We start from the raw sequence: 17,849 nt of genomic DNA, 5'->3' as shown, positions 1-17,849 counted from the left end.
GGGGCGTCGGGCATGGACCGGGATCGAGGCACCGACGACGAGGGTCGCCCGCATGTCCGTCGGCGAGGAAGAGCCTGGCGACCTGGTCGAACGCGTCCGAGGCGGCGACGAGCGGGCGCTGGCCCAGATCTTCTCGAGGTACCGCGACCGCCTCTGGAGGATGGTCCGGGTCCGGCTCGACCGGCGGCTCTGGGGCCGGGTCGACCCCGACGACATCCTCCAGGAAGCGTACCTCGACGCGACGCGTCGGATCGGGCATTATGCGGCCCAGGGCTCGATGTCGGCCTTCCTCTGGCTCCGGCTGATCGTCGGCCAGACGATGATCGACGTCCACCGCCGCCACCTGGAGGCCCAGGCCCGGGACGCCGGTCGCGACGTGCCGATCGCCCGGAGGGGCGGCCCCGAGGCCTCCTCGATTTTCCTCGCCGTCCAGCTCACGGCGCACCTGAGCTCGCCCAGCGAGGTCTTGATCCGCCGGGAGATGGAGGAGCAGCTCCGCCGGGCCATCGACGCCTTACCGCCGATCGACCGCGAGGTCCTGATCCTTCGCCATTTCGAAGAGTTGACCAACGGTGAGGTGGCCGAGGTCCTCGGGCTCCAGCCCAAGGCGGCCAGCATCCGCTACATCCGCGCCGCATCCCGGCTCAAGGCGATCCTGGGGCAGTTTCCCGGCTTCGCCGAGATGGGATGAGATCGGGCGATCCGGCCCGAAGAATTCCATCGGACGCCCCCTTTCGTGGTCAGTTTTTGATATGATCTGAGAGCAACCTGTCCTCGCCCCGCTCGACGGCCATCGATCGATCCGAAATCGCGACCGCCCCGAGGAACGCCCCCATGCCAAAGACCGGCGAGAGTCCGGCGGACTGGACCACTAACGCGGATGATGACCGTGATCTCGTCGAGGTCCTGGCCGAGGAGTTCGTCGGGCGTCGGCGACGGGGGGAGACTCCCAGCATCGAGGAATATGCCGAGCGGTGCCCGGGGCGGGCCGACGAGATCCGCGACCTGTTCCCGACGATCGCCGCGATGGAGCGGTTCAAGCCGGGATCGTCCCCGGCTCGCGCCCGGCCGGGTGGCGGGATCACCCGAGATCGGTTGGGCGACTACCGGCTGGTCCGCGAGATCGGCCGGGGTGGGATGGGCGTGGTCTATGAGGCCGAGCAGGAACGCCTCGGCCGACGCGTCGCGGTCAAGGTCCTACCCGGGTCGGCCCACGACGACGACCTCCCGCTGCAACGGTTCCTCCGCGAGGCCCGGCTGGCCGGCCGACTCCAGCACGGCAACATCGTGCCGGTCTTCGACTCCGGGCGGGAGGACCACCTCCTCTATTACGTGATGCCGCTGATTCGCGGGGTCGGGCTGGACCGCGTGATCCGCGAACTCCGGGAGCGAAAGATCGCCGAGCCCGACGGCCTGGCTCGACCGCCCGAGGACATCACCGAACTGGCGAGATGCCTGATCGGTCGGGCGAACGACCGGGCACCGGAAACCGCGGGCGGCCCTCCGACCCGGGCAGCGCTGCAAATCCGGCCGGGCGACTCGACGCCTGGACCAGCCCCGGCCCCGGAGGGCCCGACGGCCGGCGGCTCGCCGCGGTCCGGGAATTCCAGGCTCCTTTTCTGGCAAGGCGTGGCCGACGTCGGAATCCAGGTGGCCTCGGCGCTGACGCACGCCCACGAGGCTGGGATCCTCCATCGGGACATCAAGCCCGCGAACCTGCTGATCGACGCCCAAGGTGTGGTCCGGGTGACCGACTTCGGCCTGGCCAAGTCGACCGAACTGGACGATCTGAGCCGGAGCGGCGACCTGATCGGCACGCTCCGCTACATGGCCCCCGAGCGGTTCCACGGGCGGAGCGATGCCCGGAGCGACATCTACAGCCTGGGACTGACCCTCTTCGAACTGGCCACGCTCCGGCCCGCCCACGAGGCCACCGAACGCGCCGAGATCCTCCGGAAGATCGCCGAGGTGGGGCCGACCCGACCTCGCGAGCTGAATCCGGAAATCCCGAGCGACCTGGAGACGGTGATCCTCAAGGCGATCGAGACCGACCCCGAGGATCGATACGCCTCGTCGAGGGCGCTGGCGGACGATCTCGCGCGATTCGTCGAGGGCCGGCCGATCCTGGCCCGGAGGACATCGGCCGCGGAGCAACTGGTCCGATGGGCCAACCGGAATCGAGCGATGGCGGGCCTGGCGGCCACATCGATCGCGCTGGGGATTTTGTTCGCGATCTTCCTGGTCATGTTCCTGATGGCGCCACCGGGGCCACCCCCGGGATACCCTCCCGATCCAAGGGGAGGGCCGCCCCCTCGACCCGGGATAACCCGGATAGGCCCGCCCCCCGGCCCGCCGCACCCTTTCCCCGGGGTGCCCCGTGGCGGATTCCGGCCCGGCCCTAAGCCACCTCGGCGATTCGGGCCGCAGGGACGACCCTTATTCCCTCCGCCCCGGCCTTTCTTCGATCGATGAGGCGGGGGGAAACCGCCGCTCGCCAATCCTCGTCTCTTGCCCGGATCGGCGAGGCTGCTTATCTTATTCAAGACTTGGACAGATCTTGGGTCCATGACCTGGATTTCGACAAGGTATCGCTCAACCTATTTGCACATCCGGAGTTGCCCCGATGACACGCGTCCACACCGCCCGGAAGATTGCCTTCGCCTCGCTGGTTGCCGCCGGGCTGGCCGCCTGGCCCGGTTGCTCCACGGAACCCGCTACCGAAGGGGAGACGCCCGTGGTCGGCGGGGAGAAGACCACCATCGAGAAGATCGAAGACAAGGCCAAGGGCGCGATGGAGAAGGTGGAAGAGGTGGGTGCCAAGGCGGGCGAGAAGATCGAAGAGGCGGGCGTCAAGGCCGTCGAGAAGACCGGCGAGGCGATCGAGAGCGTCGGCGAGAAGCTCGAAACCTCGGGCAAGGATGCGGTCAAGGAGCACGTCGGAGACAAGGCCGCCGATGTCGTCGAGAAGGCGGGCGCGGGCCTCGACAAGGCCGGCGAGAAGATCCAGGAATCCGTCAAGCCCAAGGACTGAACCGGGCCCGGCCCTGTCGATCCTCGAACTCGGAAGCTGGATCACGCGAAAGGCCCATCGGTGGCGACCGATGGGCCTCCTTCCGTTGGTTTGCGCGAATCGCTCATCCCAAGGCCGCCCGCCCCGGCCCATCGGCTTCTGACTCATCTCCCTCCCAGAAAGGATCGCTCCACCCATGGCCCCGCGTAAGTATCTCGTCGAGTTGATCGGCGCCTTCTTCCTGGTGTTCACCATCGGCCAATGCGTGATCGACGTCAATCCCGAGTCGGGAGTGATCGCGGCGCTGGCGATCGGCTCGGCCTTGATGGTGATGATCTATGCCGGCGGCCATATCTCGGGCGGCCACTACAACCCGGCGGTGACCCTGGCGGTCTGGATCCGGGGACGCTGCCCGATGGCCGACGTCATCCCTTACATGATCGCGCAAGTCCTCGGCGCGGTCCTGGCCGCCGCGCTGGTGATCTACCTGAAGGGGCACCAGGGAGCAACGCCCGAGGCCGATCCCGATCCGATCAAGTCGTTCATCGTGGAACTGCTCTTCACCTTCGCGCTGGCCTACGTGGTGCTGAATTCGGCGACCTCGAAGGCCACGGCGGGCAACTCGTTCTATGGCCTGGCGATCGGCTTCACCGTGATGGTGGGTGCCTTCGCGGTCGGGTCGATCTCGGGCGGGGCGTTCAACCCGGCCGTGGCGATCGCAGTGGGAGTCATGGGGCTGGCCAAGACCGCCCACGTCGTGGTCCTGCTGGCGGCAACCTTCGCCGGGGGGGCGCTCGCCGGCCTGACCTTCAACTTCCTCAACCCGGACGACCGTTGAGCCCATCGGTTCTTGACGGGAATCGCGGAAAGCGGGGATCCTCACCCGGCCTTCGGCCACCCTCTCCCAGTGGGAGAGGGATAGGGTGAGGGTCATTCATGAACGAGCGTCCCCGGTGCCATGATCTGGGACACCATTGAACGCCGAGATCGGGATTCGCCTCATTCGTCCTCGGATTCGCCGGCCGTCCCGTTCGCCGAGAGGGGAGCGTTCTCGTCGATCCGGTAGTCGCTGAGCTTCTTGTGGAGCGTGTTCCGGTTGATCCCGAGCCGGGCGGCGGCCTTGATCTGGACCCGCTCGCAGGCGGCCAGGACTTGCTGGATCAGCTCGCGCTCGACCTGGCCGACGATCCGGTCGTGGAGGTCGTTGGCCAGGGGCCCGGCCGCCCGGATCCCCTGGCGGACCAGCTCCGATGTCAAAGCGTTGAGGTCCCCCCCCCGGGCCCGGATCGGGCGGGGCGGGGCCTCGCCCCGGAGTTGGGGGGGGAGGTGGTCGGGCAGGAGGTCGGGGCCGTCGCCGAGGACCACGGCGCGCTCGACGTAATTCTGTAGCTCGCGAATGTTGCCGGGCCAGTCGTGCTCGCGGAGGAGCCGCATCGCTTCGGGATGGACCCGCCGAACATCGCGGCGGTTCTGCTCTCCGTAGCGTTTCAGGAAGAAGTCGACCAGCAGCGGGATGTCTTCGCGACGCTCGCGGAGGGGCGGCAAGTAGATCGGGACGACGTTGAGTCGGTAGTAGAGGTCTTCGCGGAACCGGCCGCTCTCGATCTCGTCGAGCAGATCACGGTTGGTGGCGGCGATGATCCGGGTGTCGACCTTGTTGGTCCGGGTATCGCCGACGCGCTCGAATTCCCCTTCCTGGAGGACCCGGAGCAGCTTGACCTGGAGCTTGGGCGAGGTGCTGTTGATCTCGTCGAGGAAGATGCTCCCGGTGTGCGCGGCCTCGAAGCGTCCGGTCCGGTTGTCCACGGCCCCGGTGAACGAGCCTTTGACGTGGCCGAAGAGTTCGCTCTCCAGGAGGCTCTCGGTCAGGGCCCCGCAGTTGACCCGGATGTACGGGCCGGACTGGCGGGGGCTGAGGTCGTGGACGGCTCGGGCGATCAGCTCCTTGCCCGAGCCGGTCTCTCCGACGATCAGGACGCAGGCCCGTGCCGGGGCCACCTGACGGGTGGTCCGGGCGACCTCGCGGATCGCCTCGCTCGCGCCGATGACTCCCGGCAGGGCGGCGTCGTCGCCGGTCCGGGGCGTAGGGCGTTCGAAGGGCGTGGCCATCAACAAAACATCCTTGATCGGTGTGGTCCCCGGGCGTCAGGGTGACGAAGGGCGATAGCTCTGGGATCGGGAGGCCGACGCGTCGGGCCCCGACTTGAGGGCACCCACGGCGGCCGCCAGCGCGTCGCGGAGGGCCGGGTCGGACTCGCGGGACAGGTCTTCCACAAGCCGACGTTCCTGTTCGGCGGCCAGCCGGGGGCCGAAACGTCGGATGTTCCTCGAGAGTTGCTCGGCGGCGACCCGGCGGAGGCCCAGGTCCTTGGAGGCATCCAGGGCGACATCGGCCAGACTTCGCTGGGCGTCCAGTCCCGGCACGTCGCCCAGGACGGCCGCGGCCTCGGGGCCGGCGGTCGGGCCATTCAGGGCGAGCGTCAGGGCGGGCTCGGCGGCGACCAGGCTGGCCTCGAACGGGCTGCCCGGGCTCCGGGCGATCTGCGCGAGCAGGACCGAGGCTCGTTTGGCATAATCGGCCCGCTCCTCGGGGCTGAGAGGCCGGACGCCGAGCGCGGCGAAGGCCGCGTCGAGTTCCGCCTTGAGCGCCGAAGGGCTGGTCGGGGTGACCAGGAACTTCACGCCGGGGAAGCTCTCCAGGCTCGGCCTGATCCGGTCATGCATCTCCAGCGGCCCGGCCACGAAGACCGGAATCCCCGAGGTTCGCGGGTCGGCGTCGAGGTTGCGCAGCAGATCGGCGAGCTGCCAGGGATCGTTGACGAAGTGCGGATCCGCCAGGATCAGCTCGACATCGGCCGAGCGGGCGGCCTGGGTGAACCCCTTGACCCCGGTCGGGGCGAGTTGCGTTTCATAGCCGAGCGATTGGAGGGCGGCCGTCGTCTGGGCCCCCCGCTCGGGGTTGCCATCCACGACCACGGCCCGGGGTGCGGCCTGGGCCGAGACGAACCGGGCCAGGACCGGGACCAGCCGGCTCGATCCGGAGAATCGCCTCCTCGGATCGAGGTGGACCAGGGCCTCCGCGGCGGCGAACTGGACCCGGCGATCGGGGGCCGAGAGGGCCTCGACCAGCGGGTTGGGCCTCGCCTCGGTGAGGAGTTGATCGCGGTCGACCACCTGGGCCAGCAGGGTCAAGGCCCGCGCGGCGAGTTCGGGCCGATGGTCGGCCATCGCGGTCCGGGCCACCTTCCCGAGGATGTCGGGGCCCGCGGCCAGGGCGGCGGTCTTCCACTCGTCCGGGTGGTGGTCCAGGCCCAGGCTCAGCAGGACCACCCGCGCCTCGACGTCGGCGGGATCGGCCTCGATCGCCTCGCGGGCCGCCCGGATCCCGAGCAGGCTCTCGGCCTCGCGGACCGGGGTCGAGACGGCGACGGGGAGCTTGGCGGCCGGATCCCATCGCCAGATCACGATCGGGTCGCCGGGAAATCGGTATCCGTGGAGGTGATATCTCCGGGCTTCCTCGGCCAGGACCCGCACGGGGGTCCGGGGCTGGGAGGTGAAGGGGCGGCCGGTCAGTTCCAGGATCGCCAGGTCGACCGCTTCCTTGGCGGGGGTCGGGGGCTGCTGGGCGGCCAGGTGCGTCAGGGCCGGGAGGGCCCTCAGGTCGCCGATCCGGCCGAGCGCCCGCGCCACATCGCCGACGAGCTGGGCATCGGGGCTATCCAGGGCGGCGATCAGGGCGGGGACCGCGGCCCGGTCGAGCCGGCCGAGGTTCTCGGCAATCGGGGTCCGCACGCCGGACTCCAGGCCGGAGACGCTCAGGGCCTGGAGGATCGGCGGGACCGCGTAAGGGCCGGCCTCGCGGAGCCGTTCGACCGCGAAGGCCTGCTCCTCTCGACTCTTCGAGAGCCCTTCGATGAAACGAGACAGCCGCGCTGGGTCGGTCGCGTGGCGGATCGAGGCCTGGGAAAGCCGCTCGGCCAGGGGATGGGCATACGGGCGAGTCGCCAGGTCGTCGGAGAGCCTCAGGATGCTCCCCGCGCCATAGGCGTCGCGAATTTTCAGGAGGGTCGCGTCGTCGGGATTGCTCTCGACGAACTTCTTGACGTAGGCGGCGGCCTGGGCCGGCTGGCCGATCTGGATCAGGTAGTTGGCGGTCTCCCAGGTCTCCAGCGGCGTCTGGGAGGCGCCCGCGTTGGCTTCGCGCGGCAGGCCCTGGGCCCGTGCCTCACCGACGGGGCCGGCGGCGAACGGGGCGACGACCAGCGCGGCGGCCAGTCCGAGGTTCCGGGTCGATCGGGATGGGCTTATCATGCGACGATCACCTGGCACGCGGCCATAGAGGAGCTACCGTCCGGTCGGGGTCATCATCCTTGAGATCCAGCGCCGCTCAACGCGGCCCGCTCCTGCTCGATCAGGTCCTCCAGCGTCTCGCGACGCCGGGCCAGCAACGCGCCCGTGCCATTCACGAGGATCTCGGCGGCTCGAGGGCGGGTGTTGTAGTTCGAAGCCATCACCATCCCGTAAGCCCCGGCCGAGAACGTGGCCAGCAAGGCCCCTCGGTCCAGGGGGGGCAAGGCTCGGTCCTTGGCCAGGAAGTCGCCGCTCTCGCAGACCGGGCCGACCACGTCCCAGGGCTCGGTCCCCTCGATCGCCGCCTCGTAATCCGAGGGCGGGGCGGGGAGCCCGCTCGGGACGTCGACCGGCCAGATCCGGTGGAACGACTCGTAGAGGGCGGGGCGGATCAGGTCGTTCATGGCGGCGTCCTGGATGAGGAACCGCTTCTCGCCCGACTGCTTGGTATATAACACACGGCTGACCAGGATGCCGGCGTTCCCGGCGATCACCCGGCCCGGTTCCATCGCCAGGCGGCACCCGGTCGCCTTGATCGCGGGCACCACCGCCTTGGCGAACTCGGCCACCGGCTTGGCCTCACCACCCCGATAACCGATCCCGAACCCCCCGCCCATGTTGAACCAGGCGATCGGATGGCCCATCGATCGGAGCTGGGCGATGATGTCGACCGCCTTGCCCGCCGCGCCGGCGTAGGGCTCGACCGTCGTGATCTGCGACCCGATGTGCATGTGCACGCCGATCATCGAGACCGACTTCAACTCCTTCGACCGCTCGGCCAGGGCCAAGGACCGGTCGATGTCCATGCCGAACTTCGACTCTTTCTTGCCGGTCGAGATGTAGCGATGCGTCTTGGGGTCGACGTCGGGGTTGACCCGGAGCGCGACCGGGGCCTGGACGCCCATCGAGTCGGCCACCCGGGCGATCGCGGCGAGTTCGGCCTCGCTCTCCACGTTGAACATCAGGACGCCCGCCTTCAGGCCGGCGGCGATCTCCTCGTCGGTCTTCCCCACCCCGGCGAAGACCGTCTGGGACGGCTTCCCGCCCGCGACCTGGACCCGGTACAGCTCGCCCCCCGAGACCACGTCGAAGCCGCTCCCGTGCTCGGCCATGACCTTGAGGATCGACAGGTTCGAGTTCGCCTTGACCGAGTAGCAGACCAGCGGCTCGACCTCGGCGAAGGCCGTCTGCAACGCCTTCAACTGCTCCAGGATCGCGTTCTGGCTGTAGACGTAAAGCGGCGTCCCGAACTTCTCGGCCAGGTCGCCAACCCGGAGGCCTTCGCAGTAGAGGTGGCCGTCTTCGTAGTGGAAGTGATCCATGGGTCTCGATCTTCGTGAAAGTTGGATAGCGGCTGCTGTTTCAGAGTGCGGCCAGGAAATCGTCGATCGTGAGATCCGCCGAACGGATCAGGCTTCTAAGTGCTCCCCTGCCGACCTCGTCGTGATCGGGGACGGAGAGCGTCGCGTTCTGGCCGGCTTTCGCCATCATGACGTGACTTCCCTTGCGTCGAACGACCCGCCAACCGAGGGATTGGAACGCCTTGATGACGTCCTGGCCGCTCAGTACCGGGATCGGTGGCATTACAAGACCACCTCCACCTGGGCCGACTCGACTGTCAGGGGCATCCCGAGTTCCGCTCGAACTTCGATACATCCCTGGATGGCTTCTTTGATGTTCTCCAGGGCTTCATCTTTCGTCTTGCCCTGGCTGATGCAGCCGGGGATCGAAGGGCATTCGACGACCCACCAGCCGTCCTCGTCGCGATCGAGGGTGACGTTGAAGATCATCCGAGTTTCTCCTTCCACCGCGCCAACTGCTTCTCCACCTGCGCCGGGGCGGTCGAGCCATAAGACCGGAACGCCTCGACCGCGTTGGCGACGCCCAGGGTCTCGATCACCTCGGCCCCGAGCTGGGGGTGGGCCTTGGCGAACTCCTCGGGCGAGAGGTCGGCCAGTCGGCAGCCCTTCGACTCGCAGAGGCCGACCAGGTGGCCGACGATCTCGTGCCCGGTCCGCTGGGGCACGCCCTTCTTGATGAGATACTCCATCAAAGTCGTGGCGTCGAGATACCCCTCGTCGAGCCGGGCGGCGATCCGGTCGCTCCGGAGGGTTGCCCCTTCCACGACCACGGCGGCCAGGTCGAGGCAGGCGTCCACGGTATCAAAGGCGTCGAAGAGCGGCTCCTTGTCCTCCTGAAGGTCTCGATTATAGGCCAGGGGCAGGCCTTTGATGAGGACCAGGAGGGTTGTGAGGCTGCCGACCACCCGCGCCGAGCGGCCTCGGATCAGTTCCAGGACGTCGGGGTTCTTCTTCTGCGGCATGATGCTGCTGCCGGTGCAAAGGGCGTCCGGCAGCGCCAGGAACGAGAACTCCTGGGTCGACCAGAGGACCCATTCCTCGGCCCAGCCCGAGAGATGTTCCGCGATCATCGTCAGGACGAAGACGGATTCGAGCGCGAAGTCGCGGTCGCTCGACGTGTCCAGGCTGTTGGCCGTCACCCCGTCGAAGCCGAGGGCCCTGGCGACATGCTCGCGGTCGATCGGCAGGGTCGTCCCGGCCAGGGCCGCCGCCCCCAGGGGGAGGACATTCAGACGCTTCCGGCAATCGGCCAGGCGGTCGCGGTCGCGGGCGAACTTCTCGACGAACGCCAGGAAGTAGTGGGCGGCCAGGACCGGCTGGGCCCGCTGCAAGTGGGTATAGCCCGGCAGGATCAGGCCGGGATGGCGATCGGCCGCCTCGACGAAGGCCCGCTGCAAGGCGATGAGCCGGGCGTCGATCCGGTCGATCGCGTCCCGGGTCCAGAGCTTGACGTCGGTCGACACCTGGTCGTTCCGGCTCCGCGCGGTGTGGAGCTTCCGGCCGACGTCCCCCAGGCGGTCGATCAGCGCCGCCTCGACATGCATGTGGATATCTTCACGTTCGAGAGTGAACGCGAAATGATCCGCCTCGATCTCGGCCTTGATTTCGGACAACCCTCGCACAATTTGCTGGCACTCGTCGGAAGTAAGTAATCCGACGTGGGCCAGCATCTCGGCGTGCGCGATCGAACCCCGAATATCGTGCTCGAAGAGCCGACGGTCAAAGGAGATCGATTCGCTGAACTCTTCGACGCGGCGGTCGGTGCTGGCACCGAATCGCCCGCCCCAGGGCTTGCTTGCCACCGAAATCCGCTCCTGGCCTGCGATGGATTCTGCATACCACTGCAGCATGACGGGGTAATCTTAAGGCAGTCCCGGAATCGCTGTCAATCGGGTGTGCCCGGATCGTGGCGTGTCGAGCCCGAAATGCCGGCATCTGCACGGGCCGACAACGACGACGGGCCGGGGAAGGCATCCGCCCTCGCCCGGCCCGATGTTCCAAGTTCGATCGAGTTGCCCCGATCTCAGCTTCCCTTGGCCACGCCGATGACGCCGACGGCGAGGCGGCCCCCGGCGTTGCCGACGGGCTGGCCGAAGTCGTCGGCCTTCTCGTGGACGACCACGCCGTGGCCGAGGATCAGGCCGATGGGCAGGTCGGGGAAGATCTCGTCATAGGCGGCCTTGCCTTCGGCGTTGGCCTCGATATTGCCCATGTCTCCGAGGTGGCGGACATCCGCCTTGGAGGGATCGCCGTGCTTCTTGGCCATCTTGGGGTCGAAGTGGCCGCCGGCGGCCTTGCCGTCGGGCGAGCTGGCGTCGCCGAATTCGTGGATGTGGAAGCCGTGCTTGCCGGCGGGCAGGCCGGTGAACTCGGCCTCGACGCGGGTCCCCTTCTCGGTCTTGCTGAAGACGATGGTGCCCGCGACCGAGCCGCCGGACTTGGTGGGGATCATCACGACGACGGCCTTGGTGGGCTCTTCCATCTTGGCGTCGGAGTGCTGGGCGGAGACGCCCACGGCCGCGAGGGCGACGACTGCGCCGGCCGTGACGACGGCGGAAGCGAGGTTGCTGATGCGCATCGGGTTCTCCTGGGCTTCGGGTGGGACTGTCCGATTGTACCGACCTCGGGGGCCGGTCCGGGCGAAAGTAAATCGATCCCGGTTGGGTGCAAACTAGCGGCGCCAGGGGGCGCTCACAAGGGGGCACCGGCCAGACGATTGACTGCAATCGCGATGCCATCATTGTGGCATTGATCGAGGTCGCCAGCCCCGTCCGAACTTCTCCGCCAGGCTTGCGACCCCGTCCGAGTCGGATATCATGGTAGACTCAGGCCACATTCCACTACCCAGTCGAGTCACGGACGGAATCGCCAGACGCGTCTCCGGGAGGTCGCGGGTCGATGCATGAGGACGGCCTGTCACCCGAGGCCCCGCCCGCGATCCATCGCCGACCCGGGGCGTTGGGGGCGGACGTCCGCGTCGGCGACTTCCAGATCGAGCGACGACTGGGCTCCGGCGGGATGGGCGTGGTCTACCAGGCCCGCCAGATCTCGCTAGACCGGAAGGTCGCGCTGAAGGTCCTGGGCGACGCCCTGAACCGACCCGAGGACATCGCCCGGTTCCGCCGGGAGGCCCAGGCCGTGGCCCGGCTGGACCACCCGAATATCGCGGGCGTCTACTTCGTCGGGCAGGATCAGCAGCTCTGCTACATGGCCATGGAACTCATCGACGGCGCCTCGCTCCGGCGGGTGATCGACGCGATGGAGCGTGACCCCAAGCTGACCATCGGCACGGCCCTGGACAGCCTGGCCTCGTCCGAATCCGAGCCCCCGGTGGTCCGGTTCGACGCCTCGACGGCCGACCTGGCCCAGCGCGAACGCGAGCGAGAGGCAGAGGAGTCGAGGCCCGCGTTCGTCGGCCCGACGCCCCGGACCACCCCGGCCGAGCACGTCCGTCGGGCCGTCGAGATCGTCCGGGACGCCGCCCTGGCACTGGCCCACGCCCACGAGCGGGGGGTGATCCACCGCGACGTCAAGCCGGAGAACTTCCTGCTCGACCGATCGGGCCAGATCCGCCTGATCGACTTCGGCGTGGCCCGGTTCTTCGAGGACGGCACGATCACCATGGCCGGCCAGATCGTGGGGACGCCCACTTATATGAGCCCCGAGCAGGTCACCGGCCGGCTCGAGGTCGACCACCGGACCGACATCTACAGCCTGGGCCTGGTCCTCTTCGAGCTGCTAACTCTGGGCCGGGCGGTCGACGCCCCGACGCGCGAAGGGGTCCTCCGGCACGTCGTGACCAAGGCCCTGCCGCCGGTCTCGGGGCTGAACCGATCGGTCCCCCCGGCCCTGATGGCGGTGGTCCACAAGGCGGCGGCCAAGGACCCCGACGAGCGTTACCAGACCGCCGAGGCGTTCGCGGCCGACCTCAAGAAGGTCCTGGACGGCAAGCCGGTCTCGGCCCCACCCTATCGGTTCAAGCTCGACGAGCGCGAGATCGACGCGGAGCGGCCCAAGGCGATCATCGGGGTCTCCTTCGAGTTCGCCATGATCGCGGTATTCGGCTTATTCTGGACGGCGCAGCTTTGCTCCCTGCCGGCCGGGGCCCGGTCGTTCCTGGGCTATTCCGAGGACCTCGCGCCGATCCTGATCAGCGGGATTTCCGCCGCCCTGGTGATCCTGCCGGTCGCCTGGGCGATCCTGACCGGCCGCCAGTGGGGCCGGTGGGCCGGGATGATCGGCTGCCTGATCTGGCTGGTGATCTGCGCCCGATTCCTCTACGGGTTCGTCGATTCGCGGAGCCGGATCGAGTCGACCACCTTCTTCGCCTCGCCGATCCCGCCTGCGATCATGGCGCTGACCTCGATGGCCTCGCTGGCCTGCCTGGCGTCTTCCTCGGCGACCCACTGGTTCCACCTGGCCCAGCGAATCCGATCCGAGCAGAAGCTGAGCCGAGGACGATCGGCCTGAGTCGGGAAAGCTCCGCGCCCGTCGCAAGGATCAACGGCCCCAACTCGTCAAGCCGTCGAGACCACCGCCGAGGCAGGTTGGGTTACCCGAGGCCCCGCTCAATGACGCTTCGGGCCGAATCCAACGCAGGATCGAAGGGACTGGCCAGCGGTTTCTGCATCCGGCAGGCGGTGGGGTCTTTATGGTCCATCGCCAGGTCATACCTCCGGTGGCTGTCATGGATCGTCTCGCCCACCAGGTCGCCTTGCGTTCTACGATGCCGGGATTTCCTGGCCTGGCACGACGACACAGCTCCTCGACAAAAGTCAGACCACCCGGTAGTCTGGATCGAGATCCAACCACATCAACCTTCGGGGGATTTCCATGAATCCGCCCCAATCCGCGACGCCCCGCAGCGTCTCTCCGCTGGCTCGGGTCCGGGTCTGGCATCTCGGGCTTCTGGTCGCGTTCGTGGCCCTCGCGATCGCGGACATCCAGGATCACCGGAGGACCGAGCCGTTCCTGCTCGGCCTGGCCGGGGTCGGGTTCGCGGGGTACTGGGCCCTGGGCTGGCTCGGCTGGCATTATTCTCGAAGGTTCGAGGCCCGGCTCGGCCCGATGGTCCTGCTGGTCCTCTATCTCGCGTCGATGGCGGGGCTCTTCCTGGGGGCCACGGTGATCTACCTCCTGATCGAGCACCGCTACCTCTACGGCGGGTCCTGAACCGACGCGCGGTGAATCTTTCGCCGATCGGGTGAAAGATTCGCCGATCGAGAATCGGATTACCGAGGTTGGTTATCACGCAAGTCCCTTCGCCCAATCCTCTTGTGGAGGCCGAATCTCCGAGGAACATCGTTTGCCTTGGGTCGACCGTCGCTCAAAACCAAGGGGACCGGGGGTCTTCGAGGTTCGGCGGTTCTCCGAGGGAGGTGAGGTCGTCGACCTCCTCGACTCGTGGTGCCCCGACCGGAGAGGGCCGGGCCCACCACGATCGAGAGGGTTGGCATCATGAATCGGGAGTCTCGCCGAGAGTTCCTCGCCCGGGGATTGGGGATCGCGGGCCTGGTCGCCTTCGGGGCTCGGGTCTCCTGGGGCTCTGAGGAGACCCAGGCCGATGGGGCCAGGATGACCGCGAAGGGGGTCGAGTTCCTCCGGGGCCGCCAGACCGCCGACGGGAGCTGGTCGCCCGACCGGAAGGAGCCCGGGATCTCGGCCCTGGTGATCTCGGGCCTGCTCCGGTCCGGCCGGGTCTCGCCCGAGGAGCCGGTCATCACCAAGGGGCTGGGGTACCTCGAAGGCTTCCTCGGGCCCGACGGCGGCCTGAGCCGGGCTTCGCACTCCAGCTATTCCACCTCGGTCGCCTTGATGGCGTTCCACGAGGCCAACCGGGGCGGCCGGTACGATGGGCTGATCAAGGGGGGGCAGGATTTCCTCCGCTCGACCCAGTTCGACGAGTCGAACGGCACGAGCCCGGATAACCCGTATTACGGCGGGGCGGGCTATGGCCCGACTCCCCCGGCCTCGGCAACCAAGGCGGCCCGCGCCCCCCGGCCGGATCTCTCGAACACGACGTTCATGATGGACGCCCTCCGGAACACCGGGATTCCCGCCGACGACCCGGCGATGAAGAAGGCCCTGGTGTTCGTCTCCCGCTGCCAGAACCTCAAGAGCGAGTTCAACGACCAGCCCTGGGCCGACAAGGTCAACGATGGCGGCTTCGTCTACACCGCCGCCGGCGGGGGGACCAGCGTCGCCGGCCAGGCCGACGACGGGGGGCTCCGTTCTTACGCCAGCATGACCTACGCCGGGCTCCGGAGCATGATCTACGCGGGCCTCTCGGCCGACGACCCGAGGGTCAAGGCGGCTCGGGCCTACATCGCCCGACACTACAGCGTGGAAGAGAACCCCGGCCTGGGGCAGCGAGGGCTCTACTACTACTATCAAACCTTCGCCAAGACCCTGTCCGTCCTGGGAGAGGACATGTTCGTCGACGGCGATGGCAAGTCGCACGACTGGCGAGGCGACCTCACCGGGGCGCTGGGCAGGCGTCAGGACGAGAACGGGAGCTGGGTCAACGCGACCGATGGCTTCATGGAAGGGGATGCCAACCTCGTGACCGCCTACGGACTGCTGGCCCTCGCCCACGTCCGGTCGAAGGGCTGACTCCCCACCTTCAATAGAGGATCGAGGTCGCTTCCAGCAGGAAGCACCACTTCGGCCGGGGGAGCAGGGCTCGAAGCTCCTGGGAGTCGGCCATGTCCTTGAGGAAAAGGCCCTGATCGATCTGGCGGATCAAGTCGGGTTCCCGGACGGTCAGGGCCACCTCTCGGTTGTTCCGGAGGCTCAGGTCGTCGAAGTTCCCGGTCCCGATATAGGCGAGCGTCCCGTCCACGGATAACGCCTTGACGTGGGTCATCGCCGGGTAGAGGTAAACCCTCGCCCCGCCCTTGAGCAGTCGATTGCTCATGATCGCCGCGAACTTGTTCATCAGCTCGACGTCGCCCCTCATCGTCAGGACGGCCCGGACGTCCACCCCTCGATGGCTGGCGTCGACGAGCTTCTGGGCCAGGACCTCGTCGCTGAAGTAGCAGTTTTCGAGATAGATGTGATGCTTCGCCCGGTCGATGGCCCCGTAGACCGCCTCCTTGAGCGATCGGTGGCCGAGATCGGTCCGGACCATCCGGACCGAGGCGTTGGGGCTCACCGACTCGACCCCGACCGACTCCGGGCAAGCCGGGACGGGGGATCCTCCGAGCTGTTCCCATCGCTCCCGGAAGAGCGCGGCAAATTGCGGGACGATGGCCCCTTCGGCCAGGTAGGCGAAGTTGTGCCAACGGAAGAGCGAGGGGTTGGTCAGGACCATCCCGCCGGACCAGGCCATCCGGTCGTCGATCACGGCGAGCTTCCGGTGGTCGAACACGAATCCGGGATCGGGCGACTCGATCACCTGAACGTTGGGCGCGGCCCGGAGGTCATCGATGTAGGTGGGATACCCTTCGGGAACCCTGGCGTTATCCTCGCCGGTCACGTAAGCGCCCCGGTCGATCATCAGTCGGACGAGGATGCCCGACCGGGCCCGCTCGATCAGGGCCTCGGCGACGGTCCGGCCGGCCGTGTCGTCGTCCCAGCTATACATCATGAGGTCGACCCGACACCGGGCGGACCCGATCAGGTCGAGCAGGGCCTGGTAGGCGGGACGACTCCCGAAAAGGGGCGTGATCCGCGCCGGGGTGCAAGGGCCACCGGCCTCGGGGTCCTGGAACCCGAGCGGCCAGGGGCTGTGGGGAATCCTCTCGGCCAGGAGGACCCCGGCCCGCTCGACCAGCCGAGAGACCCCGAACACCGTCGAATGAACGGGATGATGGGCGAACTCCATGCCCGTCGCGCGAAGCGTATCCTTGACCAGCAACGTCTTTTGTTGCCGGGAGACGTGCCGCTCGAAGCTCGCCCCGGGGGGCTGGCTGGCGTTGGCGGGTCGCTCGCGGGGGACATGGTCGCCCCCATTCGTCCTCGCCGACAGGACCAGCAGTATCCCGATCGCCCAACCCGACCGGACCATGGAACCCCTCCCCGGGAACCCGTTGGTAATCTCTCATTTGATCGGCCGTGTTGACGGCCTGCGATGAGGAAACCTGGAGGGAGGAGGGTGGTTGGAGATAATGGGTATCCGACGGCCCCGCTCGTCAGGGCCGCCGGATCGGGTTCTCCTTCGGAGATCTTAGCCCTGCTTCGAGGGGGCGGCCGCCTGGCCCGAGGGGGCGGGGGCGGCTTGCAGGCTCGGGGCGGGAGCGGGGGCGGCGTAGACCACGGGGACCATCCGGGTCACGGGGCGGTAGCAGGTGACGGCCACGGTCTCGCAGACCGGGTAGGGGACCTGGCGGGTGATCTGCTTGGGCTCGCAGTGGAAGGTGGTCACCGGGATCCGGTCGGTCACGACTTCCTGGACCATCCGGCAATGGCGGACCGGGACGTTCTCGACCTTGGTCTCGCGGACCATCCGGGTGTGGGTCACCGGGACCTGGCGGGTCTGGACCTCGGAGACCATCCGGGTCACGACCACGTCGCGGACCACCGGGACTGGGGTGTAGCAGGTCTGGGCCACGGTCACGCAGCCGCAGGCGATCTTGGGCTTGCCGCAGTGGCCGCAGCCCTTGGACACCACCGGGACGCTGACCATCCGGGTCGACGGCTGGTACTGGTACTCGGTGACCTGCTGGGTCGTCGAGACCGGCCGGCAGACGGTGTACTGCTGGTTGACGTAGCTGGTCTCGTGGACGGGGCGGCAGATCTCGACCGTCCGCTGGACGAACGTGGTGTCGAAGACCGGCTTGCAGACCACCCGCTGGCGCTCGACGAAGGTCGTCGTGGCCTTCTTGACCATGATGGTCTCGGTCACCGGCCGGAACGCGGTCCGGGTCACGTTCTTGTAGGTCGTGTACGGGACCATCTCGGTGACGCACTGGACCGTCGGCGCGGGGGCCGGGGCCAGGACGCACGGATTTCTGTGGCATTTATGGCAGGCCGACGCCGTCCCGGGAGCCATCACCCACGCCACAGCCGCCACCGCCACCAACGAACCAGCCGCTCGCAATCGCATCGTCGTCCTCCCAGAAGTCATTCAAGGTGGGCCAATCAAGCTCGGCCTGGCAAGACACAATCAAATCTTAGGCCAAGGTCAA

At 67.9% G+C, this 17,849-nt stretch carries 16 protein-coding genes; 7 read left to right on the top strand and 9 right to left on the bottom strand.

What is annotated here, in order from left to right; genetic code table 11:
* Nucleotides 1-52: 52 nt before the first annotated feature.
* The 4 genes from P12x_RS13875 to P12x_RS13860 all read left to right on the top strand — a co-directional run bounded on the left by P12x_RS13875 (nt 53) and on the right by P12x_RS13860 (nt 3,848).
* Nucleotides 53-691, top strand: a complete 639-nt coding sequence (locus P12x_RS13875; protein ID WP_435011463.1) for a sigma-70 family RNA polymerase sigma factor — start codon at nt 53-55, stop codon at nt 689-691.
* Nucleotides 692-834: 143 nt separating this feature from the next.
* Nucleotides 835-2,472, top strand: a complete 1,638-nt coding sequence (locus P12x_RS13870) for a serine/threonine-protein kinase (protein WP_435011462.1) — start codon at nt 835-837, stop codon at nt 2,470-2,472.
* A gap of 151 nt (nt 2,473-2,623) precedes the next feature.
* Complete coding sequence (locus P12x_RS13865) at nt 2,624-3,031, top strand: hypothetical protein (RefSeq protein ID WP_435011461.1); 408 nt, start codon at nt 2,624-2,626, stop codon at nt 3,029-3,031.
* 175 nt (nt 3,032-3,206) lie between these two features.
* Complete coding sequence (locus P12x_RS13860) at nt 3,207-3,848, top strand: MIP/aquaporin family protein (RefSeq protein WP_435011460.1); 642 nt, start codon at nt 3,207-3,209, stop codon at nt 3,846-3,848.
* 161 nt (nt 3,849-4,009) lie between these two features.
* Here P12x_RS13860 and P12x_RS13855 read toward each other — a convergent pair whose 3' ends face one another.
* The 7 genes from P12x_RS13855 to P12x_RS13825 all read right to left on the bottom strand — a co-directional run bounded on the left by P12x_RS13855 (nt 4,010) and on the right by P12x_RS13825 (nt 11,299).
* On the bottom strand, nt 4,010-5,119 hold the full coding sequence (locus tag P12x_RS13855; RefSeq protein ID WP_435011459.1) for a sigma-54 interaction domain-containing protein: 1,110 nt from the start codon (nt 5,117-5,119) through the stop codon (nt 4,010-4,012).
* A 36-nt stretch (nt 5,120-5,155) separates the two neighbouring features.
* A complete protein-coding gene (locus tag P12x_RS13850) occupies nt 5,156-7,321 on the bottom strand; it encodes a HEAT repeat domain-containing protein (RefSeq protein ID WP_435011458.1) in 2,166 nt (721 codons plus the stop codon).
* Between the two features lie 53 nt (nt 7,322-7,374).
* Nucleotides 7,375-8,682, bottom strand: coding sequence for a diaminopimelate decarboxylase (lysA, locus tag P12x_RS13845; RefSeq protein ID WP_435011457.1), 1,308 nt, complete (start codon nt 8,680-8,682; stop codon nt 7,375-7,377).
* 40 nt (nt 8,683-8,722) lie between these two features.
* Nucleotides 8,723-8,944, bottom strand: a complete 222-nt coding sequence (locus P12x_RS13840; RefSeq protein ID WP_435011456.1) for a type II toxin-antitoxin system HicA family toxin — start codon at nt 8,942-8,944, stop codon at nt 8,723-8,725.
* Nucleotides 8,944-9,150 carry a type II toxin-antitoxin system HicB family antitoxin gene (locus P12x_RS13835; protein ID WP_435011455.1) on the bottom strand — a complete coding sequence of 69 codons (207 nt, stop codon included), beginning with the start codon at nt 9,148-9,150 and terminating at the stop codon, nt 8,944-8,946. Before P12x_RS13835 ends, P12x_RS13840 begins: the two co-directional genes overlap by 1 nt.
* On the bottom strand, nt 9,147-10,523 hold the full coding sequence (gene argH, locus P12x_RS13830) for an argininosuccinate lyase (RefSeq protein ID WP_435011454.1): 1,377 nt from the start codon (nt 10,521-10,523) through the stop codon (nt 9,147-9,149). Before argH ends, P12x_RS13835 begins: the two co-directional genes overlap by 4 nt.
* A gap of 221 nt (nt 10,524-10,744) precedes the next feature.
* Nucleotides 10,745-11,299 (bottom strand): superoxide dismutase family protein, encoded by a 555-nt coding sequence (locus P12x_RS13825; protein ID WP_435011453.1) that lies wholly within the window; start codon nt 11,297-11,299, stop codon nt 10,745-10,747.
* Nucleotides 11,300-11,619: 320 nt separating this feature from the next.
* Between P12x_RS13825 and P12x_RS13820 the strand changes: the two genes are divergently transcribed.
* From P12x_RS13820 to P12x_RS13810, 3 genes are all read left to right on the top strand, one after another.
* A complete protein-coding gene (locus P12x_RS13820; RefSeq protein ID WP_435011452.1) occupies nt 11,620-13,191 on the top strand; it encodes a protein kinase domain-containing protein in 1,572 nt (523 codons plus the stop codon).
* Between the two features lie 363 nt (nt 13,192-13,554).
* Nucleotides 13,555-13,893, top strand: a complete 339-nt coding sequence (locus tag P12x_RS13815) for a hypothetical protein (protein ID WP_435011451.1) — start codon at nt 13,555-13,557, stop codon at nt 13,891-13,893.
* Nucleotides 13,894-14,178: 285 nt separating this feature from the next.
* A complete protein-coding gene (locus P12x_RS13810) occupies nt 14,179-15,333 on the top strand; it encodes a prenyltransferase/squalene oxidase repeat-containing protein (RefSeq protein WP_435011450.1) in 1,155 nt (384 codons plus the stop codon).
* A gap of 10 nt (nt 15,334-15,343) precedes the next feature.
* On the opposite strand, the gene P12x_RS13805 is transcribed toward P12x_RS13810, so the two are convergent.
* Both P12x_RS13805 and P12x_RS13800 read right to left on the bottom strand, forming a co-directional pair.
* The gene (locus tag P12x_RS13805) at nt 15,344-16,729 is read right to left on the bottom strand and encodes a phospholipase D-like domain-containing protein (protein ID WP_435011449.1); all 1,386 of its coding nucleotides are present in this window, start codon (nt 16,727-16,729) and stop codon (nt 15,344-15,346) included.
* A 159-nt stretch (nt 16,730-16,888) separates the two neighbouring features.
* Nucleotides 16,889-17,767 carry a hypothetical protein gene (locus tag P12x_RS13800; protein WP_435011448.1) on the bottom strand — a complete coding sequence of 293 codons (879 nt, stop codon included), beginning with the start codon at nt 17,765-17,767 and terminating at the stop codon, nt 16,889-16,891.
* Between the last annotated feature and the right edge of the window lie 82 nt (nt 17,768-17,849).

Source organism: Tundrisphaera lichenicola (assembly GCF_051175385.1).
GTDB classification, from domain to species: domain Bacteria; phylum Planctomycetota; class Planctomycetia; order Isosphaerales; family Isosphaeraceae; genus Tundrisphaera; species Tundrisphaera lichenicola.
This window is presented reverse-complemented; position numbering and strand designations above follow the sequence as displayed.